Origin of the sequence: Prauserella aidingensis (assembly GCF_024171865.1) — a bacterium.
Classification (GTDB): Bacteria; Actinomycetota; Actinomycetes; order Mycobacteriales; family Pseudonocardiaceae; genus Prauserella; species Prauserella aidingensis.
The window spans coordinates 34,366-59,545 of the sequence record NZ_JAMTCN010000008.1 but is presented as its reverse complement, the minus strand read 5'-3'; the positions used below and the strand labels follow the sequence as shown (position 1 = coordinate 59,545).

General features: G+C 71.4%; 26 protein-coding genes. 12 read left to right on the top strand and 14 right to left on the bottom strand.

Going from position 1 to position 25,180, the window contains the following annotated elements; all coding sequences use genetic code 11:
* Positions 1-71 precede the first annotated feature (71 nt).
* From LY13_RS11265 to LY13_RS11240, 7 genes are all read left to right on the top strand, one after another.
* Positions 72-569 (top strand): hypothetical protein, encoded by a 498-nt coding sequence (locus tag LY13_RS11265; RefSeq protein WP_253828306.1) that lies wholly within the window; start codon positions 72-74, stop codon positions 567-569.
* Between the two features lie 355 nt (positions 570-924).
* On the top strand, positions 925-1,815 hold the full coding sequence (locus LY13_RS11260; RefSeq protein WP_253828305.1) for a hypothetical protein: 891 nt from the start codon (positions 925-927) through the stop codon (positions 1,813-1,815).
* 244 nt (positions 1,816-2,059) lie between these two features.
* Positions 2,060-2,653, top strand: a complete 594-nt coding sequence (locus tag LY13_RS11255; protein ID WP_253828304.1) for a hypothetical protein — start codon at positions 2,060-2,062, stop codon at positions 2,651-2,653.
* 51 nt (positions 2,654-2,704) lie between these two features.
* The gene (locus tag LY13_RS11250) at positions 2,705-3,790 is read left to right on the top strand and encodes a pentapeptide repeat-containing protein (protein ID WP_253828303.1); all 1,086 of its coding nucleotides are present in this window, start codon (positions 2,705-2,707) and stop codon (positions 3,788-3,790) included.
* A gap of 221 nt (positions 3,791-4,011) precedes the next feature.
* A complete protein-coding gene (locus LY13_RS25650; protein WP_301298800.1) occupies positions 4,012-4,134 on the top strand; it encodes a hypothetical protein in 123 nt (40 codons plus the stop codon).
* 196 nt (positions 4,135-4,330) lie between these two features.
* Positions 4,331-5,242, top strand: coding sequence for a hypothetical protein (locus LY13_RS11245; RefSeq protein ID WP_253828302.1), 912 nt, complete (start codon positions 4,331-4,333; stop codon positions 5,240-5,242).
* 270 nt (positions 5,243-5,512) lie between these two features.
* Positions 5,513-6,286, top strand: a complete 774-nt coding sequence (locus LY13_RS11240; RefSeq protein ID WP_253828301.1) for a hypothetical protein — start codon at positions 5,513-5,515, stop codon at positions 6,284-6,286.
* A 206-nt stretch (positions 6,287-6,492) separates the two neighbouring features.
* On the opposite strand, the gene purL is transcribed toward LY13_RS11240, so the two are convergent.
* On the bottom strand, positions 6,493-8,784 hold the full coding sequence (purL, locus tag LY13_RS11235; protein WP_253828300.1) for a phosphoribosylformylglycinamidine synthase subunit PurL: 2,292 nt from the start codon (positions 8,782-8,784) through the stop codon (positions 6,493-6,495).
* Between the two features lie 155 nt (positions 8,785-8,939).
* Here purL and LY13_RS11230 point away from each other — a divergent pair, with 155 nt between their 5' ends.
* Both LY13_RS11230 and LY13_RS11225 read left to right on the top strand, forming a co-directional pair.
* Positions 8,940-10,619, top strand: coding sequence for an ABC transporter ATP-binding protein (locus tag LY13_RS11230; RefSeq protein WP_253828299.1), 1,680 nt, complete (start codon positions 8,940-8,942; stop codon positions 10,617-10,619).
* The gene (locus tag LY13_RS11225) at positions 10,616-12,385 is read left to right on the top strand and encodes an ABC transporter ATP-binding protein (RefSeq protein WP_253828298.1); all 1,770 of its coding nucleotides are present in this window, start codon (positions 10,616-10,618) and stop codon (positions 12,383-12,385) included. Before LY13_RS11230 ends, LY13_RS11225 begins: the two co-directional genes overlap by 4 nt.
* Here the strand turns inward: LY13_RS11225 and purQ are convergent.
* From purQ to LY13_RS11205, 4 genes are all read right to left on the bottom strand, one after another.
* Positions 12,349-13,029 carry a phosphoribosylformylglycinamidine synthase subunit PurQ gene (gene purQ / locus LY13_RS11220; protein ID WP_253828297.1) on the bottom strand — a complete coding sequence of 227 codons (681 nt, stop codon included), beginning with the start codon at positions 13,027-13,029 and terminating at the stop codon, positions 12,349-12,351. The two genes, LY13_RS11225 and purQ, sit on opposite strands and share 37 nt — an antisense overlap.
* The gene (purS, locus tag LY13_RS11215) at positions 13,026-13,265 is read right to left on the bottom strand and encodes a phosphoribosylformylglycinamidine synthase subunit PurS (RefSeq protein WP_183648160.1); all 240 of its coding nucleotides are present in this window, start codon (positions 13,263-13,265) and stop codon (positions 13,026-13,028) included. The genes purQ and purS overlap by 4 nt, the downstream gene beginning before the upstream one ends.
* A gap of 355 nt (positions 13,266-13,620) precedes the next feature.
* Positions 13,621-14,358, bottom strand: coding sequence for a hypothetical protein (locus LY13_RS11210; RefSeq protein WP_253828296.1), 738 nt, complete (start codon positions 14,356-14,358; stop codon positions 13,621-13,623).
* Positions 14,359-14,522: 164 nt separating this feature from the next.
* Positions 14,523-15,992 carry an aldehyde dehydrogenase family protein gene (locus LY13_RS11205; protein WP_253828295.1) on the bottom strand — a complete coding sequence of 490 codons (1,470 nt, stop codon included), beginning with the start codon at positions 15,990-15,992 and terminating at the stop codon, positions 14,523-14,525.
* Between the two features lie 139 nt (positions 15,993-16,131).
* On the opposite strand from LY13_RS11205, the gene LY13_RS11200 reads away from it, so the two are divergent.
* The gene (locus LY13_RS11200) at positions 16,132-16,767 is read left to right on the top strand and encodes an MBL fold metallo-hydrolase (protein WP_253828294.1); all 636 of its coding nucleotides are present in this window, start codon (positions 16,132-16,134) and stop codon (positions 16,765-16,767) included.
* 13 nt (positions 16,768-16,780) lie between these two features.
* On the opposite strand, the gene LY13_RS11195 is transcribed toward LY13_RS11200, so the two are convergent.
* From LY13_RS11195 to LY13_RS11170, 7 genes are all read right to left on the bottom strand, one after another.
* Entirely contained in the window at positions 16,781-17,533 is a 753-nt protein-coding gene (locus LY13_RS11195) for a DUF2334 domain-containing protein (RefSeq protein WP_253828293.1), read from the bottom strand.
* A gap of 141 nt (positions 17,534-17,674) precedes the next feature.
* Positions 17,675-18,637 carry a sulfite exporter TauE/SafE family protein gene (locus LY13_RS11190; protein WP_253828292.1) on the bottom strand — a complete coding sequence of 321 codons (963 nt, stop codon included), beginning with the start codon at positions 18,635-18,637 and terminating at the stop codon, positions 17,675-17,677.
* A gap of 63 nt (positions 18,638-18,700) precedes the next feature.
* Positions 18,701-18,778, bottom strand: coding sequence for a putative leader peptide (locus LY13_RS26160; protein ID WP_372493814.1), 78 nt, complete (start codon positions 18,776-18,778; stop codon positions 18,701-18,703).
* A gap of 81 nt (positions 18,779-18,859) precedes the next feature.
* Positions 18,860-20,287 carry an adenylosuccinate lyase gene (purB, locus tag LY13_RS11185; protein WP_253828291.1) on the bottom strand — a complete coding sequence of 476 codons (1,428 nt, stop codon included), beginning with the start codon at positions 20,285-20,287 and terminating at the stop codon, positions 18,860-18,862.
* Between the two features lie 92 nt (positions 20,288-20,379).
* Positions 20,380-20,967 carry a TetR/AcrR family transcriptional regulator gene (locus tag LY13_RS11180; RefSeq protein WP_253828290.1) on the bottom strand — a complete coding sequence of 196 codons (588 nt, stop codon included), beginning with the start codon at positions 20,965-20,967 and terminating at the stop codon, positions 20,380-20,382.
* A gap of 124 nt (positions 20,968-21,091) precedes the next feature.
* On the bottom strand, positions 21,092-21,787 hold the full coding sequence (locus LY13_RS11175) for a hypothetical protein (protein WP_253828289.1): 696 nt from the start codon (positions 21,785-21,787) through the stop codon (positions 21,092-21,094).
* Positions 21,780-22,313: a SigE family RNA polymerase sigma factor gene (locus LY13_RS11170; RefSeq protein ID WP_183648137.1), complete on the bottom strand. Its 534-nt coding sequence runs from the start codon at positions 22,311-22,313 to the stop codon at positions 21,780-21,782. The genes LY13_RS11175 and LY13_RS11170 overlap by 8 nt, the downstream gene beginning before the upstream one ends.
* A 213-nt stretch (positions 22,314-22,526) precedes the next feature.
* On the opposite strand from LY13_RS11170, the gene LY13_RS11165 reads away from it, so the two are divergent.
* Together LY13_RS11165 and LY13_RS11160 are read left to right on the top strand one after the other, a co-directional pair.
* Positions 22,527-23,492, top strand: a complete 966-nt coding sequence (locus LY13_RS11165; protein ID WP_253828445.1) for a threonine aldolase family protein — start codon at positions 22,527-22,529, stop codon at positions 23,490-23,492.
* Complete coding sequence (locus LY13_RS11160; RefSeq protein ID WP_253828288.1) at positions 23,489-24,070, top strand: HAD family hydrolase; 582 nt, start codon at positions 23,489-23,491, stop codon at positions 24,068-24,070. Before LY13_RS11165 ends, LY13_RS11160 begins: the two co-directional genes overlap by 4 nt.
* A gap of 34 nt (positions 24,071-24,104) precedes the next feature.
* Here the strand turns inward: LY13_RS11160 and LY13_RS11155 are convergent, their stop codons facing one another.
* Both LY13_RS11155 and LY13_RS11150 read right to left on the bottom strand, forming a co-directional pair.
* The gene (locus tag LY13_RS11155; protein ID WP_253828287.1) at positions 24,105-24,833 is read right to left on the bottom strand and encodes a 4a-hydroxytetrahydrobiopterin dehydratase; all 729 of its coding nucleotides are present in this window, start codon (positions 24,831-24,833) and stop codon (positions 24,105-24,107) included.
* 73 nt (positions 24,834-24,906) lie between these two features.
* A complete protein-coding gene (locus tag LY13_RS11150) occupies positions 24,907-25,089 on the bottom strand; it encodes a hypothetical protein (RefSeq protein ID WP_253828286.1) in 183 nt (60 codons plus the stop codon).
* Between the last annotated feature and the right edge of the window lie 91 nt (positions 25,090-25,180).

Genomic DNA, 25,180 nt, shown 5'->3' with positions numbered 1-25,180 from the left:
GCGTCGGCCGTCATCGTCGTGGCCGGATCCTCGATGGAGGTTTCGGCGACACTGGCGAACGACAGCGGCTGGTGCTGGCAGTCGGTGACGACGAGCGGCAGCCACCCGGCAGGGGAACCGTATCCCAGTGCCGGGAACGGTTCTCCCACGGCGAGGCCGATGCCGACCGCGGACTTCCCGACGGTCGGCGAGGACGACGACCCGGCGCCCGGCGACAGTTCGGCGACCGCCGAGTCCGACGGGAGTCACGGGCCGACGACGGGGGGATCACCGACATTCGCACGCTGGGCCGGAAGTTCGTCACGGCCGTCAACTCGGGCGACGCGGCGACCGCCAAGAGCCTGGGCTGCCCGGACTACGACCTCACCACCGCCGACGCGATGGTCGAGGACGGCAGGCAGCTCCGCATCACCTCCGTCAGCGACGACGAGAAGGAACCGTCGGCGGAACTCGTCGCAACCCACTCCGACGGCGACCGGAGCGAGTACGCCATCAACGCGGTCCGGGACGCCGCGGCCGGAGACCTGTGCATCGACGGGCTCATCTACCACATCCCCGACGAGGGCTGACACACTCCGCCACACCACGGGAAGCCACCGCACGACATCACCGCACAACGCGGAAGTACCTGCACCACCGGGAAACCACCGGTGCGCCACCTGCGCCTGACACGGTCCGCGCGGACGTAACGTGAGCAGGAGGCCCCGGTGACGTATCCACCACAACCAGGACAGCCGCATGGCCAGGGCGGCTGGGAACAGCAGGGCTACGGCCGGCAGGGCCAGGGCTGCCCCGGACAGGGCTATCCCGGGCAGCAGGGCTACCCGGGCCAGCAGGGTTACCCGGACCAGCAGGGCGTCCCCGGCCAGCAGTACCCGGGACACGACCCGGCGGGCCGGCAGTACCCGGGTTACGAGCCGAGCGGTGGCCAGTACGGCATTGTACCCCGGCGGGCCCGGTGGCGAACCACCCAAGAAGAAGACCGGCCTCATCGTCGGCATCGCCCTCGGCTCCGCCGCCCTCCTGTTCGGCATCTTCGCCCTCCTCGCCTGGGTCACCCCCGGCTTCCTCCTCAGCGACGAAAACGACGGCGACTCGGGCGGAACCGGCTCCGGCGGCGGCTCCGGCGCACAAGCCCTCGCCGAGAAAATCGTCCAGGGATTCAACAACCAGGATGCCGAAGCACTGCAACAGCTCACCTGCTCCGACGCCGACGCCACCGTGCGTGGCGTGATCCAGGCCGCGGGCTCCGTCGACAACGCCGAGCTCGGCGACGTGCAGGAGAACGGCGACACGGCGACCGCCGAGGCGACCATCTCCGCCGGAGGCCAGGACATGCCCGCGACCGCGTCGCTGAGCAACGACGGCGGCGCGTGGTGCTGGCAGTCGGTCCAACTCGCCGGTATGGCACCGGGCGACATGACGCCCAGCACCGACATGGCCGAACCCGAGGCGTCGGAGACCGGGAGCTACCCGACTGCGGGCGACGACGAGTCCGGCAGTTCCGGCAGCGAAGCGTGGCGGTCCAACATCAACACGTTCGTCGACGCGGTGAACGCGGGCGACAAGCAGGCGGCCGGCCGTGTGATGTGCGAGGGCGCCGAGGAGAACGGACGCATCTCCGATCTTCTCAACGGGTCGGCGCAGATCCAGCTGGGCGAGGTCGTCGCCGATTCCGACTACTACGCCTATGTCGAGATCAGCGGGACCCTGGACGGCGAGGAGATCGGCGACGGGTCTCGGATCAGCATGGACAACTTCGAGGACAACGAGCCCTGGTGCGTCGACAGGGCCATGGTGCTCGGCGCCTACTGACGCGGCTGCGGCTGCCCGGGCCGCTCCCCCGAACGAACCCACCTGTACCGACACACCAGGGGTGCCCGTGACGTCCCCGCCGCACCAGCCGCAACCGTCGCAGTATTCGTCGTCGCAGTATTCGTCGGCCCAGTATCCGTCGTCGCAGTATCCGTCGGCACAGTATCCGTCGGCACAGCGTCCGCCGTCCCAGCATCCACCGGCGAAGGCTCCGAGATCCCGTCACGCGACGTCCCGGACATCGTTGCCTCCTCAAGGGCCGAACGAGCACGGGGCGGCGGGGCACGAACCGCCTCGCCGCGGCGCGGGCGGCCACGGAACCGCGGGCGGCCCGCCACCTGGCGGAGCGGGACCTCGCTACGGGCCGGAAGCCTTCCGCAGGACGTCGCGCCACGACCGCGGCACGCTCATCGCCGCGATCGCGGGCGGTGGGGCCGTGCTGCTCGTCGCCGTGTTCGCGGTCACGGCGTGGGTCGCGCCGGGCTTCCTCGTGCCCGGTGGTCCTGCCGCCGCGTCCGGTGACGGTGCTCGTCACGTCGCACAGCGCATCATGAGCGGGTTCGCCCAGCAGGACAAGACCGCGTTGCGAAAACTGACCTGCGACACCGCGGAACGTCCCGTGACGACGGCGATCGCGCAGGCCCACCAGACGACCGGGGCACGACTCACCGGACGAGTCGAGCTGCGCGGCGGCTCGGCGACCGCGCCGGGCCGGCTCACGATGGACGGCGACCGGATCGACGTCGAGACCGGCCTCGACCTGCGGGACGGCTCGTGGTGCTGGCAGTCGCTCGACGTGCCCGGCATCGAACTGCACGGCGCGCGTCCGACGGGCTGACCGGAATGATCGGCCTTCCCGGCGGCGCCTGATCGGCTACCGTGCTGTGCCGTGAAACGCCTGTGGTCTCGGGATTCCCCGCAGCGGTCGTCGGTCGCACTGGCGACCACGCTGGTGCTGGTCGTCGCGGTGGTGCTGACCGTCGGGGCCTGGTTGGTCGCCGACCCCGCCACTCCGCGCAGCGACGCACTGCGCACGGCGGGCATCGCCGGTGGTGCGATCATCGCGCTGTACGCATTGTGGCTCAACGACCGTAGACGTCGTGTCGAGGAGGCCCGGCACGCACTCGAAGGCGACCGGGTCTCGGACGAACGGTTCGCACGGTCCGTCGAACTGCTCGGCCACGACGCGGATCAGGTACGCGTGGGCGCCATGCACGCACTGGCCGGTCTCGCGAAAGCCCGTCCCGACTACACGCAGACCGTTCTCGACGTGCTGTGCGCCTACCTCCGCAGGCCGTACTTCCACCCGCGATGGTCCGGTTCGGACAGTCCCACGGCGGAGGAGCGCGAGGAGGCGGAGCGTGAACTCCAGGTTCGCCTGACGGCACAACGGCTCGTCCACGACCTCCTGTCCGAATCGGACGACGAGGACGGCACCGCCTACGACCTCGACCTCACGGGTGCTGCCGTCGAATACCTCGACCTGTCCGGCAGGCGCATGGGAACGGTCGTACTGCGGTACGCCTACCTGCACAGCGACTCGAACCTCAGCAGATGCGTGTTCACCGGGCCCGTCTGGTTCTCTCACGGCCGCACCGGCACGGGACGACTCGAGGGACGTTTCCGCTGCGACGACGCGGTGTTCGAACAGCCCGCGATGTTCCGCGACGCGACGTTCAACTCGCTGGCCTCGTTCCGCCGCAGCCGGTTCGCCGACGACGCCGCGTTCTCCGGCTCGGCGTTCAACGGCACGGCGCGGTTCGCCGGCGCGACGTTCGCCGAGCTGGACCTCCGGCGCACCCGGTTCGCCGGGGACGTCGACCTCCGCTGGCGCGACGCGGCGGCCGTGGCCGTCGAGCACACGACCGTCGACCCCGGCCGCACCCTCGAACTCCCGGACGGCTGGCATGCCACGCCCGATCCGGACGGCGCACACCTGACCGCGCCGACCACGGCCGCGTCGGAATCACCCTGACTCAGCGGCCGCGACCCGCCCCGACTCCGGTCAAGGCTGGTGCGTCGACAGCGTCACGGTCGACGTCGAGAACTGAACCCGTCCGCGCCGGCAGGCGGACGGACCACGATGCCGGCGTAATCGCGGCGAACCGCACCGCCGGACGTTGCCCGCGTGGCACAGTGGTCCCGACGACCTGCGACGACGGCGTCACGTTCGGACATGCGCGGAGGGGGCATGCCATGACGTATCCACCACGGCCCCGGTGGTCCGGGCCGGTCCGGACCCTACGGTGGGCAACAGGGCCGGTCGAGGACCACGGCTACGGCTACGGCTACGGCTACGGCTACGGCTACGGCGACTGAGCCTCCGACCTGACGCGAACCCGGGGCCTCCCGAAGCCGTGCCCATCGGCGGACGCGCTGGTCGCACGCGCCGACGGTACGCCGACGTGCGCAACCCCACGCCGTACACCCGTACTGCCATGGCAGAGTGACCCCGCCAAGGTCACCCGTTCGAGAAGCGAAATGACCGCGTTGCGTGACCAGCAGAGGGGGAGTCGTGACCTACCCACCGCAGCCCGGACCCTACGGCCAGCAGCCGGGGCCCTACGGCGGACAGCCCGGCGGACCGCAGCAGGGAGGGCCGCAGCAGGGCGGTTACCCCCAGCCCGGCGGCCCGCCGCCCGGACCGCCGCCCCAGCCGGGCGCTCCCCAACCCGGTGGCCCGCAGCCCGGTGGACCCGGCGGCTTTCCGCCGTCCGGTGGCTTCCCGCAGCAGGGCATGCAGCAGGGCGGGTATCCGCCGCAGGGTCAACCGCCCGGTTTCCCGCAGGGCCCGGACGGTTTCGACCAACAACCGAAGAGCAAGAAGACCGGCCTCATCGTGGGCATCGTCGCGTCCGTGGTGGTGATCGCCGCCGTGCTGGTCACCGGGTTCTGGGCGCCCGGCTTCTTCGTGGGCGACGACAGCGAGACGTCCGCCGAGGGCGGCAACGATTCGGGTGGAGGCGCCGCGGACAACGGTGACAGCGGTTCGGGCGGCGACTCCGGCACCGGCGGCCAGGACGGTGGTTTCGGGGACTCGGGCGACTCCGGCGGCGACCCCAGTGGTGACTCCGGCGGCAGCTCTGACGACTCCGGTGGTGACGGTGGTTCCGCGGGCGCCGAGACCACCGCCGCGGAGTACGCCTCGGCGTTGTCCGACCTCGACGTTCCCCGCATGACGCAGCTCGCCTGCGCCGGGGCCACGAACGCCGCGCCGGAAGGTGAGGCACCCGAGGGCCTCAAGATCCAGGCGTCGGTCACCAGCGTGGAGGAGACGTCGGCCGGCAAGGCCACGGCGAAGCTCGACATGCAGGTCAGCTCCGGTCAGCAGTCCGGGAACATGAAGGCCGACATCACCCTCGAGGACCAGGGTGGTTGGTGCGTCTCCGGTTTCACCCCGTCCGGCGGCGGCTCCACCGGGTTCTGACTCGTTTCGGCCGCGCGACGCGAGTCCACAGTGGATGACCCGAATGGGTGCACGCAGCGTGCCGAGCGGGTGCGACGTCGCGCCTGCCCGGTGTTACCGTTCGGCACGGGCCGTGCACGGCCATGTACGCAGCGAAAATGGGCTACCGTATGCGTGGCTCGGGGGAACCCGGCTGGGACACCGATCCGTCGAAGCCAACGAGTATGAAGTAGTTTCACTGCCGTTCGACGTCGGAACACGCACACATGTGCAAGGAAGTGGGAGCCCGCCATGACTTACCCGCCCCAGCCCGGTCAGCCCGATCCGTACGGTGGACAGTACGGCCAGCAGCCCGGTGGCAACCCCCAGTCCGGCGGTTTTCCGCAGCAGGGCGGGTACCCGGGCCAAGGTGGCAACCCCCAGTCCGGTGGCTTTCCTCAGCAGGGCGGATACCCCCAGCAGGGCGGCTACCAGCAGCCCTACGGCCAGCCGGGGCAGTACGGCCAGCAGCCGTACGGTCAGCCCGACCCCTACGCTCAGCAGGGCCAGTACGGCCAGCCGGGGCAGTACGGCCAGCCGGATCCGTACGGTCAGCAGGGCCAGTACGGTCAGCAGCCCTTCGGCCAGCCGCAGGGTGGCTACGGTGAGCCGCCGAAGAAGAAAAAGACCGGCCTCATCGTCGGCCTCGGCGGCGGCGCCGTCGTGGTCATCGCCGCCTTCCTCATCACCGCTTTCTGGGTGCCCGGCTTCCTGACGGGCGACAGCCCGAGGGACGTCGCCGAGAAGGCCGTCGAAGGGCTGAACAACCGGGACGTCGACCTGATCAAGGAAGTCTCGTGCAACCCTGAATCGGCAGGCGACGTCAGCGACCTCGAAGACATGCCCGAGGGCGTGACCATGAAGTTCTCGATCACCGGCGACGCCACCGAGAACGGCGACGAGGCCCGCGTGCCGCTCAAGCTCGACGTCACGTACCAGGGTCAGAGCGACACCAACAACGGCAGCCTGATCCTGAAGGACGAGAGCGGCTGGTGCGTCACCGACCTCGAGGGATCCGAGAACTAGACGACGCCGTCACCTCCGCCGCTGTCGAGCCCACACGACCGAACCCGCCCGGTGACCTGGAGTCGCCGGGCGGGTTCGTGTGTGCGTGCCCTGCCTGCCGTGACGCGGCTACTACATGGCGGAACGCGAACCGCCCCGCGGTCCACGTTCCGGCCACGGGGCGGTCGTCGTCTCGGCGTCCGCGCGCGGACGCCGGGAACACCTGCTCAGGCGAACAGCTTCGGCAGCGTGCCCTCCCAGGCTTCGCGCAGTTCGTCGAGGCCGAAGGTGGCGACGTCCTGGATCTCCAACTGGTTCGACTGCTCGTCGGCGACGCCGCACTTGCGCCACGGCAGGCCACGTGCGCTGCACATCTCGGTGAACCGCAGTTCCTCGGTCCGCGGCACGGCGACCAGCGCCCGGCCCGCGGACTCGGAGAACAGCTGGACGAACGGGTCGGCGTCGGGGTCGAGCAGCAGCCGCGCGCCGCACTGGCCGACGAGCGCCATCTCGACGATCGCCTGAGCCAGCCCGCCGTCGGACAGGTCGTGGGCCGCCGAGATCATGCCGTCACGCGAACCCGCGACGAGGATCTCCGCCAGCAGGCGTTCCCGCTCGAGGTCGACCTCGGGCGGTGTTCCGCCCAGGTGGCCGTGGACGACGTGGGCCCACACCGAACCGCCGAACTCGTCGCGTGTGTCGCCGAGCAGCAGCAGCGTTTCGCCGGGCTCGTTGCCGATCCCGGTGGGGATGCGCCGCTTCACGTCGTCGATCACGCCGAGCACGCCGACCACCGGCGTCGGCAGGATCGCCGTGTCGCCGGTCTGGTTGTAGAAGCTGACGTTGCCGCCCGTCACGGGCACGCCCAGCTCGGCGCAGCCGTCGGCCAGGCCGTGGACGGCGCGCTCGAACTGCCACATCACACCCGGGTCCTCGGGGGAGCCGAAGTTGAGGCAGTTCGTCACGGCGAGCGGCTGTGCACCGCCCGCGGCGACGTTGCGGTACGCCTCGGCCAGCGCCAACTGCGCGCCCCGGTACGGGTCGAGGTAGACGTAGCGGCTGTTGCAGTCGGTCGACACCGACACGCCGCGCGAGGTCGACTCGTCGACGCGGATCATGCCGGAATCCGCGGGCTGCGCCAGTACGGTGTTGCCGCGCACGTAGCGGTCGTACTGCTGCGTGACCCATTCCCGCGACGCCAGATCCGGCGAGGACACCAGACGCAGCAACGTCTCCCTGAGTTCGTCCGGAGTGGACGGACGGGGCAGCTTGTCGGGAGCTGCGGCCTGGATGTCGTCCTGCGAAGCGGGCCGCGCGTACGGCCGGTCGTAGACCGGCCCCTGGTGCGCCACCGTCCGCGGCGGCACGTCCACGACGGTCTCGCCGTGCCAGCTGATGACGAGGTTGTCGCCGTCGGTGACCTCGCCGATCTCCGTGGCGATGACGTCCCACTTGCGGCAGATCTCCATGAACGCATCCACATCGGACGGTGCGACGACAGCGCACATGCGTTCCTGGGACTCGCTCGACAGGATCTCGGCCGCGGTCATGCCCTCGGCACGCAGCGGCACGCGGTCCAGGTCGACGTACATACCGCCGTCGCCCGCGGCCGCCAGTTCCGACGTCGCGCACGACAGGCCTGCGCCGCCGAGGTCCTGGATGCCGACGACGACGTCCTTGGCGAACAGTTCGAGGCAGCACTCGATGAGCACCTTCTCGGTGAACGGGTCGCCGACCTGCACGCTCGGCAACTTCTTCCGGCCACCCGCGCTCTCGTCGCCGTCGAACGTGGCGCTCGCCAGCACGGACACACCGCCGATGCCGTCCAGCCCCGTCCGCGCACCGAACAGGATGATCTTGTTGCCTGCGCCGGACGCGTGCGCGAGGTGCAGGTCCTCGGCCCGCATCGCACCGACGCACATGGCGTTGACGAGCGGGTTACCCGCGTAGGTCTTGTCGAAGACGACCTCGCCGCCGACGTTCGGCAGTCCGAGGCAGTTGCCGTAGCCCGCGACGCCCGCGACCACTCCCGGCAGCACGCGGCGCGTGTCGTCGGCGTCGGCGGGCCCGAACCGCAGCGGGTCGGCCACCGCGAGCGGGCGCGCACCCATCGCGAGGATGTCGCGCACGATGCCGCCGACACCGGTCGCCGCACCCTGGTAAGGCTCCACATAGGACGGATGATTGTGGCTTTCGACCTTGAACGTCACGGCCCAGCCGTCACCGACGTCGACGACGCCGGCGTTCTCGCCGATGCCCGCGAGCATCTTCTCCCGCATCTCGGGAGTGGTCGTGTCGCCGAAGTAGCCGAGATGCCGCTTCGAGGACTTGTACGAGCAGTGTTCGCTCCACATCACCGAGTACATGGCCAGCTCGGCCTCGGTGGGCCTGCGGCCGAGGATCTCGCGGATGCGCTGGTACTCGTCGTCGGCGAGGCCCAGCTCGGCGTACGGCTGCGCGGTGTCGGGCGTCTCCGCGGCGTGGGCGGTGGTGTCGATCAGAGTCGTCTCGGTGGCCACGCCCCAAGCCTACGTGGGCCCCGCGCGTCGCCGGCGGCCGGCCGGGGGTCCACGGAACCCGATCACCACGCATCGCCGCAGGTCACCCGCCTCCGACCGGGTCAGCCCGGAAACTCGCTCGCCATCGGCACCCGGCGTTCGTAACGTGGTGCCACGTGCTCACCACGCCGTACCCCGCTCCCGACGTGACGCTCCCGCAGCGGCCGACCCCGCCGCGTTTCCTGCTCGCCGTGCTCGGTTCACGGCCGTGGCTCGCGGTGTCCGCGGCCGTCCTCGGCGCGGTGTGGCTCGTGCCAGGCGCGTTCCTGCCGCTCGTGGTCGGCGACGCGATCGACCGCGGCATCGCGGGCGCCGACACCGCCGAACTCGTCGGCCGGATCGCGCTGATCGTCGGCATCGGGGTGGGCCAGGCCGTGTTCGGGGGCGCACTGATGTTCGCCGTCGTCGGCATGTGGCTGCACGGTGCGTCGACGACACAGCGACTCGTGGCGACGCACGTCGCGCGGCTGGGCGGTTCCCTGCGGGCACAAGCCGGTTCGGGCGAGGTGTTGGCGATCTCCTCGTCGGACCTGAGTCGCGTCGGCAACGTGTTCGAGGTGTCGGGGCGGTTGCTGGGTTCGGTCGTGGCGTTCCTCGCCGTGGGCGTCGCGCTGCTGAGCTACTCACCGCTGCTGGCGGGGGTGGCGCTCGTCGGCGTACCGCTGGCCGTGGCCGGTATCGGCCCGCTCGTCGCTCCGATCCAGCGCAGGGTCGACGCGCAGCGGGAACGCCGGTCGGCGATGAGCGCGGTCGGTGCAGACGTGGTGTCCGGGCTGCGGATCCTGCGCGGCGTCGGCGGCGAACAGCGGTTCGGCGAGCGGTTCCGCGGCGCGAGCGGCCATGTGCGCGACACGGGAATGGGTGTGGCGCGGGCGCAGTCGTGGCTGGCGGCCGCGGAGGTGGTGCTGCCCGGCCTCGTCACCGTGGCGACCACCTGGCTGGGAGCGCGGCTCGCGCTGGCGGGCGACATCACGGCGGGCGAGCTCGTCGCGTTCTACGGCGCTTCGGCGTTCCTCGCCATCCCGGTGACGACCGCGACCATGGCGACCGGCGACCTCGCCTCGGCCCTCGTGTCGGCCGCAAAGGTGTGCAGGCTGCTGTCCCTGCGCAGGCAGCTGCCCGAGCCCGAGAACCCCACCTCGCTGCCCGACGGTCCGCTCGACGTCGCCGATCCCACGACCGGGCTGACGGCAGCCGCGGGAGAACTCACCGTCGTCGACGCGGGCGAGCACGCCGAGGCGACCATGGCACGGCTGAGCAGATTCACCGGCGACGGCAGGCCCGCACTGCTCTCCGGCGTGCCGACCGACCGAGTAGGACTGCCCGAGCTGCGCGAACGCGTCGTCCACGCCCACAACCAGGACGTCTGGTTCTCCGGAATCCTCGCCGACGAATTCGACGCGGCTCGCCGGCGCGGCGGCGACGTCGACAAAGCACTCTGGGCGGCCGACGCCGACGACATCCTGGCAGGCCTTCCCGAAGGGCTCGGGGAGTACATCGGCGAACGCGGCCGCGAGGTGTCGGGTGGTCAGCGTCAGCGGCTGAGCCTCGCGCGCGCTCTCGTGACCGACGCCGACGTGCTGGTGCTCGACGAACCCACGTCGGCGGTGGACGCCCACACCGAGGCCCGCATCACCGAACGCGTCGCGGCGCTGCGACGGGGAAGGACGACCGTCGTGTTCGCGCAGAGCGCGCTCTGGGCCGCGGCGGCCGACCACGTCGTGACCGCCGACGACCTGATGCTCGACGACAGGGACACAGCCACGGAGACGGCCACGGAGGTGCCGCACCGATGATCCGCAGCACGCTGCCGCTGGCGTCCCGCGCCGCGACACGGAACTGGCTGCGCGGAACCCTGCGGCAGCACCGCACGGCATTCCTCGTCGCCGCGGGACTGTTCACCGTCGCGACGGTGGCGGGGATCGCGGGGCCGCAGATCCTCGGCACGCTCGTCGACCACGTCACCGCGGGCGGCGGCACCGGGGAGATCGACGTCCTCGCACTCGTGTTCGTCGCGGCACTCGTCGTGCAGGCCGCCCTCAGCAAGGCGGCCCGCGCACGCATCGGCATGCTCGGCGAACGCATCATCGCCGACGCACGCGAAGGGCTCATCGACCAGGCGCTGCGGCTGCCGCTGAGCGACATCGAGACGGCGGGCACGGGCGACCTGCTCAGCAGGGCGACCTCGGACGTCGACCGGATCGACCACGCCGTGCGCAACGCGGTGCCGACGATCACGACGTCGGCGCTGACGCTGTCGATCACGACCGTCGCGATGATCGCGACCTCGCCGCTGCTGGCGCTCGCCCTGCTCGTGGCCGTCGCGGTGGTCTACTTCCCGACCCGCTGGTATCTGCGGCGGGCGCCCGACGTCATCGCGCGCATGCTCCGGTCGTGGGCGGTACTGCACTCGACGACCCACGAGACGGCGGAAGGCGCGCGGACCACCGAGGCGCTCGGGTTGACCGGGCACCGCGAACGCACCGGCGAGGACAGCCTGCAGACCGCGCTCCGGGGCGAACGGCGGCTGCGGCTGATGCAGACCCGCTGGACGCCGTTCCTCGAGCTGTCGCACACGCTGCCGATCGCGGCGACGCTCGCGCTCGGCGGCTGGGCCTACGCGCAGGGACTGGTCGAGCTGGGCACGATCGCCACGATGGTGCTCTACGTCCAAGCGCTCGCCACGCCCATGGACGAGCTGCTGTGGTGGTTCGAGGACATGGCGGTCGCCGGAACGGCGCTGCGCCGGGTGCTCGGCGTGCAGGCCCCCGACGACGAACGCACCGCGGCCGCGCCCACCGGCAGGGACATCGACGTCCGCGACGTGCACTTCAGCTACGCCGCGGGCAAGGAGGTGCTCCGCGGTGTCGACCTGCGGGTGCCACGGGGGCAGCGGTTGGCGATCGTCGGACCGTCGGGAGCGGGGAAATCGACGCTCGGCAGGCTGCTCGCGGGGATCTCCGCACCGACACGCGGTTCGGTGACGATCGGTGGTTCCGAGGTGTCGGAGCTGGCCGAAGACCTGCTCCGCGGGGAGATCCTGTTGCTGACGCAGGAACAGCACGTCTTCGCGGGCACGCTGCGGGACAACCTGACGCTCCCCGGCGACGGTTCGTGGGCCGACGAGCAGCTGTGGGATGCGCTGCGCGCCGTGGGCGGCGCCCGGTGGGCGGAGGCACTGCCCGACGGTCTGGACACCACCCTCGGCACGGGCGCCCACGCGGTGCCTGCGGCCGTCGCCCAGCAACTCGCGCTCGCACGGGTGGTGCTCGCGGACCCGCACACGCTCGTGCTGGACGAGGCCACGTCTCTGCTCGACACGTCGTCGGCGAGGGACCTCGAACGGACCCTCGCGCGGGTGTTGGAGGGACGCACCGTGATCGCGATCGCGCACCGGCTGCACACCGCGGCCGCCGCCGACCGCGTCGCCGTCGTCGAGGACGGACGGATCAGCGAACTGGGCAGTCACGCCGAGCTGCTCGGCGCCGACGGACCCTACGCGCGGCTGGTCCGAACCGCCTCCGCTCAGGCCGCGACGGCCAGCGCGTCGAGCGCGGAGTAGAACATGCCGAGACCGTCGTCGGACGGGCCGGTGAGCGCGTCGATGGCGTGCTCGGGGTGCGGCATGAGCCCGACGACGCGGCCGTCCTCGCTCGCGATCCCTGCGATGTCGTTACGCGAGCCGTTCGGGTTCTCGCCGACGTACCGGAACACCACGCGGCCGTCACCTTCGAGCCGGTCGAGCGTGGGCTTGTCGGCCATGTACCCGCCCTCACCGGACTTGAGCGGGATCAGCACCTCGGCACCGGAGTCGTACCGCGTGCTCCACGGCGTCGTGTTGTTCTCGACGCGCAGCCACTGGTCGCGGCACACGAAGTGCAGCTTGTCGTTGCGCACGAGCGCCCCCGGCAGCAGGCCCGCCTCGCACAGGATCTGGAAGCCGTTGCAGATGCCCAGCACCGGCATGCCCTTGCCCGCGGCGTCGATCACCGACGTCATCGCGGGTGCGAACCGGGCGATCGCACCGCAGCGGAGGTAGTCGCCGTAGGAGAACCCGCCGGGCACGACGACCGCGTCGACACCGTGCAGGTCGGCGTCGTCGTGCCACAGCGAGACGGCCTCGGCACCGGAGTACCGCACCGCGCGGGCGGCGTCGCCGTCGTCGAGCGTGCCGGGGAACGTGATGACGCCGATGCGCGCGGTCACTGGTCCACCCGCCGGATCGTCCAGTCCTCGATCACGGGGTTGGCGAGAAAACCCTCGGCGATCTTCGCGAGCGTGTCGTCGTCGACCGAGTCGTCGACTTCGAGCTCGAAATGCTTGCCCTGACGGACTTCGGCCACCCCGTCGAACCCGAGCCGCGGAAGGGCGCCTGCGACGGCCTGCCCCTGCGGGTCGAGGATCTCGGGCTTGGGCATGACGTCGACGACTACTCGGGCCACGACAGGCTGCTCCTTGCGTCTCGAAAGCGCTGCGTTCACAGAACGTTTCCGCAGGTCGGATAGCCCGTTCAGCGTAACCCAGTGGCAGCCGGAGCCGGCCTTCGGGGCCGAGGGACCCCCGACGCCCCTCGGCCCCGTCGGTCGGCACCGGCTTCTACGTCGGAAGACGTGTGCCTATTCCGTCGGTTGCGTCGGAGATGTCGGAGTCACCGGTTCGGAGGAGGGCTCCGGCCGATGCGTGACACACCGTGACTGTCCGGCCGTCGTGCGTGTCAGGTTCGGGTTCGGGTTCGGGTTCGGGTTCGGGTTCGGGTTCGGGTTCGGGTTCGGGTTCGGGTTCGGGTTCGGAGGATCCTCAGTGCCCGCCGCCGTAGCCGGGCGGATAGCCCGGGGGCGGATAGCCCGGCGGGCCGTGGCCGGGTTGTCCGTGGCCGGGCGGGCCCTGCGGCGGTGTCGACTGCTTCCCCCGCATGGCACGCCCCGTTGCGGGCAACACCGCCATGACCGACGCGGCCAACAGCAGGACTGCGACGATCGACGGGAAGACGGCGTATCCGCCCGGCAGTTCGGTCTCGATGGTCCGCCCGCCGGCGTGGACCTCGACGCCGATCAGCGTGAACCTGATCGCTGCGTACGCGTAGTGGGCGAAGCCGAGAAACCCCAGCGCCGCCGTGGTCCATCGCGCGGCCCCGTACCGGGCGAACACCCACAACACGAACATCAACAGCATCGACGTGTAGTAGAAGGTCACCGCGACGATCCCGCCGAGCATCTCGGTGGACGGGTCCAGGAACGCCATGCCGATCAGCGTCGTCCGCATGTACCCGCCGAATTCACTGGCGGGCGGATCGATCGACACGGCCGCCGAGACGTACAGCATCGCGATCGCGGGCAGGAACGCGACCGCCGTCACGTAGGCCATCGCCGTGCTCGGCTTGCGCGGGTCGGCCGGCACCGGGGCGTAACCCGGCGCGCCGTAACCCGGCGGGCCGTAGCCCTGGCCTGCCTGCGGCCCGGCGAACCCGCCGGGCCCGCCGGATCGGCCGTGCGGCCACGGTTGCTGCGGCTGCCCGCCCGGATACGGCCGGCTCATGTGTCCCCCTTGCAGCAGGTCACGCCTCGCTGCGAGATCTCCGTCGCACGGTGCGCGACCGGGGACTTCTTAGCACACGACGCGCCGCCGGGTGCGGCTTTCCGGGCACACAGCGCCTCGGGCGGCCTCGATTGTCCGGCCGTCGGCGCGCGACGGGCAGGTGGTCAGCCCTTGCCGTGCAGTTTGGCGATGAGCTTGCCGACGATCGCCTCGGTCTTCTTCGACCGCGCGAACGACGTGAGCGCGATCGGCGCGGTGAACCGCTGGCGGGCGATCGACTTCGGCCGGGCGAACTCGCGCAGCCCCTCCGGGCCGTGGATACGCCCGAAGCCGGACTCGCCGCTTCCGCCGAACGGGAGTGAGGCGATGCCCGCGAACGACAGCGGCGCGTTGATCGCCGTCTGCCCGGTGCGGAGCCGCCGCGCCAGCTCCATGCCGCGTGCCTTGGAGAACACCGTCGAGCCGAGTCCGTAGGCGGAGTCGTTGGCCTTCTCGACCGCCTCGTCCATGTCGGCGACCTTGGCGATGGTCACGGTCGGGCCGAACGTCTCCTCGCGAACCGCCGAGCAGTCCTCGGACACGTCGACGAGCACGGTCGGCTTCACGTACCGATCGCCCACGGCGTCACGGCCGCCCACGAGCGCCCTGCCGCCCGCGGCCAGCGCGTCGTCGATGTGCCTACGCACGATGTCCAGCTGCGCGGGCATCGTCATCGGCCCGTACTGCGTCCCCGCGTCGACGGCTTCTGCCTTGGTGACGACCTTGGCGACGAACTCGTCGTAGACGTGCTCGTGCACGTACACGCGCTCGACGCCGGCGCACGTCTGCCCGGCGTTCGAGAACGCGCCCCAGACGGTGGCGTCGGCGGCGGCGTCGAGGTCCGCATCGGCGTCGACGAGCAGCGGGTCCTTGCCACCCGCCTCGATGACGACGGGCGTCAGCGTCTCCGCGGCCGAGGCCATGACCTTCTTGCCGGTGGCGGCCGACCCGGTGAACGCGATCTTGTCGACGCCCGCCTTCGTCAGCGCTGCGCCCGTCTCGCCGAGACCCGTGACGAGCTGCAGCACCGGGTGTTCCGGCACCGCTTCGGCGAACGACTCGACGAGCCACTTGCCGACGCCCGGCGTGAACTCGGACGGCTTGAAGACCACGGCGTTGCCCGCGGCGAGTGCGTAGCTGACCGAGCCGAGCGGTGTGTAGACCGGGTAGTTCCACGGTCCGATCACGCCGACGACGCCGAGGGGCTGGTACTCGACCGTCGCGGCCTGGTTCGACAGCAGCAGGCCGGGCGCGCGGCGCTGCGGGCCCAGGACCTTGCGTGCGTGCTTGGCGGCCCACGCCAGGTGTTCGATGGCGAGGACGAGTTCGAGCTGCGCGTCACCGGCGGGCTTGCCGGTCTCCTCGGTGATGACGGCGCCCAGCTCCGGCATGCGCTTGGCCAGCGCGGCGCGCCAGGCGGCCAGACGTTCGGCCCGGCCCGCGAATCCCAGGGACTCCCACCATGCGGCGGCGTCGCGGGCCTTGGCCACGGCGGCCTCGACCTGCTCGGCGGTGTGCACCGGATAGGTGCCGACGACCTCGCCGGTGGCCGGGTTGAACGACTCGAACGTCTCGCCAGTGAGCACAGCGGTCATACCCACGAGGATACGCTCCCGCACACCTTACTGGCAATGTGCCAACTAGACGGTGGGCGGACGTGCGGACGCCCCAGGGGCGCCGGGGGCGGCTATCGTGGCCTGCGCACCAGCCGCCAGCCCGTGCGAGGAGCCATCGATGCGCGTCACCCATTACGGCCACGCCTGCGTCCTGCTCGAGACCGACCGAGCGCGGATCCTCGTCGACCCGGGCGCGTTCTCCTCCGGGTTCGAAGACCTCACCGACCTCGACGCCGTGCTGATCACGCACCAGCACCACGACCACATCGACACCGACCGGCTGCCCCCGCTGCTGTCGGCCAACCCCGGCGCGCAACTCGTCACCGACCCGGGCTCGCGCGACACCGTCGCCGGGCTCGGACTCGACTCCCGCACGGTGCAGCCCGGCGACGCATTCGAGACCGGCGGCGCGACGGTCGACGTCGTCGGCGGCGACCACGCGACGATCCACCGCGACGTCCCCGTGATCCCGAACGTCGGATTCCTCGTCGACCACGGCGCGTTCTACCACCCCGGCGATTCGTTCTTCGTGCCCGAGCAGGAGGTCGACGTCCTGGGCCTGCCGACGGCCGCACCGTGGCTCAAGGCCGCCGAAGCCGTCGACTACATGCGGGCCGTCGCGCCGCGGCTCGCCGTCCCGATCCACGAGGCCGTGCTCGCGAACCCGGCCATGCACCACGGGCTGTTCACCAACCTCGCACCGGACGGCACCGAGGTGACGGTGCTGCCCCGAGCCGAACAGACCGCGGTGTGATCCCGCGGGACGGTCAGGCGTCCGCGGGTGACGGCTGCGCGCCCGCGATCGCCGCTCCCGGCGCTGCGTAGGTACGTGGCCGCGCGCCCAGTTCGAGAGCCGCCTCGACGGCTTCCAGCACCATCCGCCTGCCGTCCGGTGTCGCCGCGTCGGGCGCGTCGACGGCGATCCGCACCAGCCCGCCCCGCCGCGCGGCCCGCAGCACCGCCGTGACGTCCTCCTGCTCACCCGTCGGGGCCACCACGGAGCGCGACGCCCACGACGGCAGCATCGCCGCGCCGCGGCGCACCGCCGTCCGGCGCATCCCGGGCCGCCGGTTCACGCCGATCGCGTGCACCCGCCCCCGCAGGACCTCGCCGCGGCGCAGGTCGCGCACCACGGAGTCCTCCGCGCACACGGCGAACCCGTGCCTGCGCAGCGCGTCGCGTCCCTCGGGGGTGATCCGCCAGCGGGGCGGTGCGAACACGTCGGTGCGCAGGCCCTCGGAGTCGAGCGCGGCCGTCGCCGCGATGAGCCGCAGGCCCGCCTCGTGGCCGCGCAGGGAGGCGAACTCGGCGGGAACGCGGCGGTCGTAGCCGTGCAGCGCCACCGCGTCACCGCGAGCCACGCGCGCCCGCACCCATTCGGCGACGCGACGTGATCCGCCCGGCGTGTGCAGCACGGTCAACGGCACGCCGCGCGTGTCGAGTTCGTCGGCGAGAGCGGCGCAGCCGTCCAGCGTGCGCGCACCCGGCCCGGACAGGGAGACCAGCAGCGAGGCTTCCACGTCTCCCACGAAACCGGTCGCGGATGACCGCGCGAGGGCCTGCGGGTGAGCCCGCGGTGAAACGCCGCCGACGAACGTCGATCCCGGGCCGCCCGGCCGGGCGACACGCGGCCGGTGGCCGTCACGAACAGCCGGTGGCCGTCACGAACGGTCGGTGGCGGGCTCGTCCCGGGGACTGCGGGCGGTCGCGGGCTCGTCCTCCTCCTCGGAGTCGGTCAGGTCCTCGCCCGCCAGCGCGTTGACGCGTTTCTCCTCGCGCATCGAGCGGATCGACGTGACCAGCGCGGCGACGATGAACACGGCCAAGCCCGCGTAGCAGACCACGATCGCCGTGTACGGCAGTCCGAGGTTGCTCAGCAGCATCCAGGCGTTCGCGAGGATGATGAGCCCGCCTGCCGCGGTACCGAGCACGCGCGGCGGCATGTGGTGTGCCAGCCACGCGCCGATCGGCGCGGCGATCACCCCGCCGATGAGCAGCCCCAGCACCACGAGCCAGTTCATGCCCTCCTGTTTGAGGGCGATCAGGAACGCCAGGCAGGCGGCGACGGTCACGACGAACTCGGCCGCGCTGACCGAGCCGACGACCTTCCGCGGCTCGAGACGTCCCGACGACAGCAGCGTGGTCGTGGCCACCGGGCCCCAGCCGCCGCCACCGCTCGCGTCGACGAAGCCCGCGACGAACCCGAGCGGGGCGAGGAACTTGGCCCCGGGGCGCTTGTCGGTGATGAGCTTGCCGAGCTTGAGGAACGCGAACCGCACCAGCACGTACAGGCCGAGCAGGAACAGGAACGCGCTGATCCACGCGCTCGCGACGTCGGTCGACATCGCGACCAGCGCGAACGCGCCGATCGCCGCACCGATCGCGCCCGGCACGGCGAGGATGCTCACCGTGCGCCAGTCGATGTTGCGGAACTTCCAGTGCGAGACACCCGACGCCAACGACGTGCCGACCTGTGCGAAGTGCGCCGACGCCGACGCGATCGCCGGTGCCGTGCCCGCGGCGATCAGCACGGTCGTGGACGTCATGCCGTAGCCCATGCCGAGCGTGCCGGACACGAGTTGTGCCAGGAACCCGGCGATCCCGAAGAACAGGAGCGCTTGCATGCCGACCTCAGACGTGACTGTTGACGGGCGCGGAACGGCCCGGGGATGGGACAGGGACTGGCGTCAGCGGTGACGGCACAGCGCGGAGCTCACCCGGAGCAAGTCGATGTGCCTGCGCTGCACCAGTGGCTGTAGCGCCACCGGCGATGTGCACGCGCATCCAAGACTGCTCACTCGGTCGATCGTTGCAGAAGGTCACGATCGGGTCTACCCACTCCCACATCACAGGATGGGCGCCGGCTCGTACTCGGCGGCCTCGGGGAACCGCTTGACGACGTCGGCCACGCGGGTCGCGACGGCCTCCACCTGCGTCGACGCCGTTCCGGTGAACGACAGCCTGTCGACGAGCAGCTCGTCGAGACTCGCCCGGTCGAGGGGTAGCCGCTCGTCGGCCGCGAGTCGGTCGAGCAGGTCGTTCTCGGCCTGCCCCTCACGCATCGCCAACGCCACCGCGACCGCGTTCTCCTTGATCGCCTCGTGTGCGGTTTCCCGACCGACCCCGCCACGCACCGCCGCCATGAGCACCTTCGTCGTGGCCAGGAACGGCAGGTAGCGGTTCAGCTCGCGGTCGACCACCGCGGGGAACGCGCCGAACTCACCGAGCACCGTCAGCAGCGTCTCCAGCAGTCCGTCGAGGGCGAAGAACGCGTCCGGCAGCGCGACCCGGCGCACCACCGAGTCGGACACGTCGCCCTCGTTCCACTGGTCACCCGCGAGTTCGCCGACCATCGACAGGTGCCCGCGCAACACGACGGCCAGCCCGTTCACGCGCTCGCACGAGCGGGTGTTCATCTTGTGCGGCATCGCCGACGACCCGACCTGGCCCGGCTGGAACCCCTCGGTGACCAGTTCGTTGCCCGCCATCAGGCGGATCGTCTTGGCCAGGCTCGACGGCGGCGCGGCGAGTTGTGTGAGCGCGGAGACGACGTCGAAGTCCAGCGACCGCGGGTACACCTGGCCGACGCTGTCCATGACGCGTTCGAACCCGAGGTGGCTCGCGACCCGCCGCTCGAGGTCGGCCAACTTGTCCGCACCACCCAACAGGTCGAGCATGTCCTGCGCGGTGCCGACCGGGCCCTTGATGCCGCGCAGCGGGTAGCGCGCGACGAGGTCGTCGAGCCGGTCGAAGGCGACGAGCAGCTCGTCGGCGGCCGTGGCGAACCGTTTACCCAGGGTCGTGGCCTGCGCCGCGACGTTGTGCGACCGACCCGCCATGACCAGTTCGGAGTGCTCCGTCGCCAGCTCCGCGAGGCGTGCGAGGACGGCGACCGTGCGCGTACGCAGCAGCTCGAGCGAGCGGCGGACCTGCAACTGCTCGACGTTCTCCGTCAGGTCGCGCGAGGTCATGCCCTTGTGCACGTGTTCGTGCCCGGCGAGGGCGTTGAACTCCTCGATGCGGGCCTTGACGTCGTGCCGCGTGACGCGTTCCCGCGCGGCGATCGAGTCGAGGTCGACGTCCGGCAGCACCCGTTCGTAGTCGGCGATCACCCCGTCGGGCACGTCGACACCCAGTTGCGCCTGGGCTGTGAGGACGGCGAGCCAGAGTTCGCGCTCGAACCGGACCTTCTGCTGCGGGGACCACAGTGCGACGAGTTCGCCGGACGCATAGCGGCCGGCGAGCACGTTCGGGATGGCGGGCTTGTCGGTCACCACGCCAGGCTAGCCGGAGTCCCAGATCACAACCGCATCACGGTCCCGACGAACATTGCACAGTCGCCGTGCCTGCCTGTCACACGAGCGGGTTACTCGGTGTCAGAGGCCAGCGTGTCACGGAGCATGCGGGAGGCGGCGCCGCGCGGATCGGGGTCCACGGCGATGAGTGCGTTGACCACGGCACCGTCGACGACGGCGATCATCCGCTCGATCCGGCGTTCGTCGGCCTCGATGCCGGACTTGACCAGGATCTCGGCGAGCAGTTCGCGCAGCTCGCCGGACAGGGTGCGCATCAGTGGCCGCAGATAGGAGCGGCGGCCCGTGCCGACGAGCCGTTCGTAGCGCAGCAGCACGGCCTCGTACGCGGGGTCCTCGCCCAGCAGCTGGTCCAGCACCAGCCCGACGACGGTGTCGATGCCGCGGTCGGCGGTCGGCAGGTCGGCGAGACGGGCACGGCCCGCGGCGAGCTCGGCGCGTCCGTGGTGTTCGGTCGCCGCGGCGACCAGTTCGTCCAGCGAGTCGAAGTAGTACGTCGTCGAGGCGAGCGGCAACCCTGCGCGCTCTGCCACGGCGCGATGTCGGACGGCGTCGAACCCACCCTCGGACAGCAGCTCGGCTGCGGCCTCGACCAGGGCGTTCCGACGACGTTCACCCTTCGGTGTGCTCGCGGACGTCATAGCGGGCAAGTGTGCCAGTTCGCCGACACCCGGATCGGGCGTATCCGCACGAGAAGGGACGAACGGCTGACATTCGGCCACTCCGGCCCGCGACGCGGGTGCGGTGCGAGCGGTCCGCGGGTGGTTACAGGTCACCCGCGACGCGTTCGGCCAGCCGGTCGACGTCGGGACCGCCCGCGCCGCTGCGCGTCAACGGCTCGTCCACCAGCATCAACGTCGACCCGCTGGCGGTGCGCTGCTCCGTGATCTCGCCGTCCGTAGTGCCTGCCGGCAGTTGCAGCTGTATGCCCTCGGGCACGAGAACCGCCGTCAACGCGGAGCCCTCGACCCGGAACGACGCCGACGTCGTGCCCTCGGGACAGATGCGTCCCGGCGAGGCGTCGGAGGCGGTGACCGGGAGCTCGCCAGCGAGGGCGGTGGCGAGCTCCCGGTCGACCTGATCGCACCCGCGGGTGCGATCCCCGTCCGTCGTGCCGCCCTGCTTCGGCTCGGCGGACGGGAGTCCCTGGATGTCGGGTTGACCTTGGTGAGGACGCGACGTGCCGTCGCCGGGTTGCGCGATGCGGGGCTCTGTCCCCCCTGTGGTCGACGGGTCGGAACCCGCGACCACCATGCGATCGCCGCCATCGCCGCCGAGTACCGACCCTGCGACCACGCCACCGCCCCCGAGCAGGACGACGGCGGCCGCGGCGCCCGCGATCGCGCGCCTGCGGACCGTGATCCGATGTGACGCGTGGGCGACGTCCGACTCGTCGAACGACGGTGGCGGCGGCTCGCCGGGCACGGAACGGAACAGCTCGCCCAGTTCCCGTTCATCCATGCGCGTCCACCTCCGTACCGAGCGCCTTGCGCAGCGCAGCCAGCCCGCGGGCGGTCTGGCTCTTGACGTTGCCCTCGCTGCAACCGAGGACTCCCGCCACACCACTGACGTCGAGACCGTCGAAGTACCGCAGGACGAGCACGGCGCGCTGCCTCGACGGCACCTGCCGCAGCCCGGCCAGCAGGTCCTCCCGCGTGGCCACCCTGTCGCCGAGCGGGTCGGCCGCGGCCGACGATCCGGGCGCCGACGGTTCCGGCAGGTCCGAACCGTCCTCGGTCTGCCGTTCCCGCCGCCACGGGCGCCGCGACTCGTCGATCGCCGCCCGAACCAGCGTCTTGCGGACGTAGGCGTCGAGGGCTTCCCGATCACGAACCTTGCGCCAGCGCCGGTGCAGCGCCACGAACGCGGTCTGTGCCAGGTCGTCCGCCCGGTGCCAGTCGCCGCAGAGCATGTACGCGGTTCTGCGCACGGAGTCTCGCTTCGCGGCGAAATACGCCGCGAACTCCTGCTCGTCGCGGGGGTCCACGCGGTAGGTCTCCGGTCGTTCCTCAGTTGTTCGCGCCTCGTAGACGGCGCCTGTCGCCTATACGGTTGCACGCCCGCGCGACATTTTTCGTCACGAATCGGTGAGCCCTACTTCGGGCCACCGACCGACGTGTGATGTGATCGAAACGTGACCTCCGGATCCCCCACCCCCATCGACCTCCGTTCCGACACGATCACGACGCCGGACGACGCCATGCGCACGGCCATGTCGGGCGCCGAGGTCGGCGACAACGTCATCGACAGCGACCCCACGATCGTGTCACTGGAAGAGCGCGCCGCGGACATGCTGGGCATGGAGGCGGCGCTGTGGACGCCGAGCGGCACCATGGCGAACCTCATCGCGCTGTCGCTGCACCTGCAGCGGGGCGACCGGTTCCTCGCGCCGCGCGGCGCGCACGTCCTGACGAACGAGCTCGGCTCGGCGGCGTGGCTCGCGGGCGGCATGCCCGACCCGCTCGACCACGACGCGGGCCCCGGCAGGCCGACCCCCGCCACGGTCCGCGCGGCGGCCGGTCCGCCCGACGGCCCGTACTACACGTTGCGCACCACGCTGCTGTCGCTGGAGAACACGCACAACGCCGCGGGCGGCGCGGTCGCCCCGCCCGAGGAGCACGCACAACTGGTCGCGACCGCACGCGACTGTGGTCTGAACGTCCACCTCGACGGCGCGCGGCTGTGGAACGCCGCCGCGGCGCTCGACCTGCCACCCGCGGCGCTGACGGTCGGTGTCGACACGGTGTCGGCGTGCCTGTCGAAGGGCCTCGGCGCGCCGGTCGGCTCGGTCGTCGCGGGTGAGGCCGAGTTCGTCGAACGTGCGCGGCGGATGCGGCAGATGCTCGGCGGCGGCGTCCGGCAGGGCGGCGTGCTGGCGGCCGCGGGACTGGTGGCACTGGACCGGATCGACGAGCTCGCGCGGGACCACGCCAACGCCCGTGCCCTCGCGGCGGGGCTGGCCGAGCTCGGCTGGGACGTCGAGGAGCCGGAGACCAACATTCTGCTCGCCACGGTGCCGGACGTGGCCCTCACGCTGGAACGTCTGCGCAGCAAGGGCATCCTCGCGCTGCCGATGGCGGGGAAGGTGCGGTTCGTGCTGCACCGCGATGTGACCGACGACGACGTCCAGGAAGCGCTGCGGCGCATCGAGGAGGAACGCGGATGACCGGCTGGGTGGTGTTCGACTACGGCGAGGTGTTGTGCCGCAGGACGACGGCGCTGCCCGAGCTCGCGGGCAAACTCGACGTGCCGCCCGCGACGTTCGAACCCGCCTACTGGGCGCACCGCGATCCGTACGACCGCGGTGCCGACGACGTCGCGTACTGGCAGGCCGTCGCCGACACCGTCGACACGGAGGTCGACGACAGGGCCGTCCGCGAACTGACCGAGATCGACGCACGCGGCTGGTCGCAGCTCGCCCCGGATGCCCAGGCGCTCGTGGAAACCCTGGCCGACTCCGGCAGGCGCCTCGCACTGCTGTCGAACGCACCCGCGTCGTTCGCACGGCACGCCGAGAAACAGCCGTGGACCCGGCACTTCGAGCACCTGATCTTCTCTGGCGACGTCGGCATGGCGAAGCCGGACGCGGAGATCTACCGGCTGCTGGTGCAGCGACTGGGCTGCTCGGCGGGCGACTGCCTGTTCTTCGACGACCGCACGGCGAACGTCGACGCCGCCCGCGCGGCGGGTCTGCACGCCGAACTGTGGCCCGGCGCCGAAGCCGCCAAATCGCTGCTGTTGTAGGACACGTCCCGGCCTGCGCCCTCGACCCGGCGGTTCAGTCGCGGCCCAGTTCGGTGCAGATGCAGGCCCGGTTGCCGTCCGGGTCGGCGACCACGACGAACGCCGGAGCATGGCTGTCGTCGACGACCCGGCCTCCCGCGTCGACGGCCGCGGCCACCCGCCGGTCGGCCCCCTCCGGCGGAACGGTGACGTCGAGGTGGAAGCGCTGCCGGTCGGGTGCGGTCGCGTCGGTCGGCTGGAACCACAGCCTGTCGAATCCCAGCAGCGGCAGTTCCGGGGCCTGCTTGACGACGTCGACGCCGGAAACCACCTCGTGCCCGACGTCCTCCGTCTCGGCGGCGTCGGCAGCGTCGGCGTCGGTGTCGGCGGTGTCACGGCCGGTGTCGCCCGTCAGCACGGCCTGCCAGAAGGGGCCGACCGCGGCGGCCACGGGTGTGTCGAGTGCCAGTTCCACGGCCTGCAGCCGCGTCGGGCGCGGTGTCAGGCCGTGGTCGGCCGCGAGTGCGCTGATCCGTTCGGCCAGCCGGACGTCCCGGTCGGTGCCCCCGCCTGCGGCGGGACTGCGCAGCGCGAGCCGGACGTGCCGGGCGCGCAGGTCGACGTCGGGATGACGGCCGTGTTCGCCGGCGAGCCGGCCGACGTCCGCGACGAACGCGGCCGCCTCGGCGAACGACTCCGCCTCGAACCCGCACCGCAACGCTCCCAGCAGCAGGTGCCAATCAGCCGGGTCGGCCCGGTGCGCTCCCAGAGTGGTCCGTTCCATCCGGCGAGGGTATCCACGCATCCCGACAGCCGACGGGCACGTGCACCGCACACCGGAACGGCCGGGACGGCCGTCAGGAGCCGATCTGCTTCTTGTCGCCGCCCTTGAGGGCACCGTAGGCCGCCGCGCCGAGGAAGCCGGCACCGGCGATCAGCGCGATCCAGAACACCGCCTTGACGAGGAAGCCGACGAGCGAACCGATCACCATGAACGCGACCCATGCCAGGAGCAGGCCGCCGACGATCTTCCAGAACATGTGCTTCCTCCACTCGTGTGTGCTGCCGGGTACGTCCAGGTTGGCACGCCGCGCACCGCGAAGTCCCGGCCTCCCGGCAACGTTCAGGGAA

Coding starts and splice junctions, on each gene's coding strand:
- LY13_RS11225 (WP_253828298.1), top strand. CDS start 10,616: ATGATCCGCAGCACGCTGCCGCTGGCGTCCCGCGCCGCGACACGGAAC.
- LY13_RS11240 (WP_253828301.1), top strand. CDS start 5,513: ATGACTTACCCGCCCCAGCCCGGTCAGCCCGATCCGTACGGTGGACAG.
- LY13_RS11165 (WP_253828445.1), top strand. CDS start 22,527: ATGCGCACGGCCATGTCGGGCGCCGAGGTCGGCGACAACGTCATCGAC.
- LY13_RS25650 (WP_301298800.1), top strand. CDS start 4,012: ATGACGTATCCACCACGGCCCCGGTGGTCCGGGCCGGTCCGGACCCTA.
- LY13_RS11205 (WP_253828295.1), bottom strand. CDS start 15,992: ATGACCGCTGTGCTCACTGGCGAGACGTTCGAGTCGTTCAACCCGGCC.
- LY13_RS11210 (WP_253828296.1), bottom strand. CDS start 14,358: ATGAGCCGGCCGTATCCGGGCGGGCAGCCGCAGCAACCGTGGCCGCAC.
- LY13_RS11200 (WP_253828294.1), top strand. CDS start 16,132: ATGCGCGTCACCCATTACGGCCACGCCTGCGTCCTGCTCGAGACCGAC.
- LY13_RS11180 (WP_253828290.1), bottom strand. CDS start 20,967: ATGACGTCCGCGAGCACACCGAAGGGTGAACGTCGTCGGAACGCCCTG.
- LY13_RS11190 (WP_253828292.1), bottom strand. CDS start 18,637: ATGCAAGCGCTCCTGTTCTTCGGGATCGCCGGGTTCCTGGCACAACTC.
- LY13_RS11160 (WP_253828288.1), top strand. CDS start 23,489: ATGACCGGCTGGGTGGTGTTCGACTACGGCGAGGTGTTGTGCCGCAGG.
- LY13_RS11175 (WP_253828289.1), bottom strand. CDS start 21,787: ATGGATGAACGGGAACTGGGCGAGCTGTTCCGTTCCGTGCCCGGCGAG.
- LY13_RS11150 (WP_253828286.1), bottom strand. CDS start 25,089: ATGTTCTGGAAGATCGTCGGCGGCCTGCTCCTGGCATGGGTCGCGTTC.
- LY13_RS11155 (WP_253828287.1), bottom strand. CDS start 24,833: ATGGAACGGACCACTCTGGGAGCGCACCGGGCCGACCCGGCTGATTGG.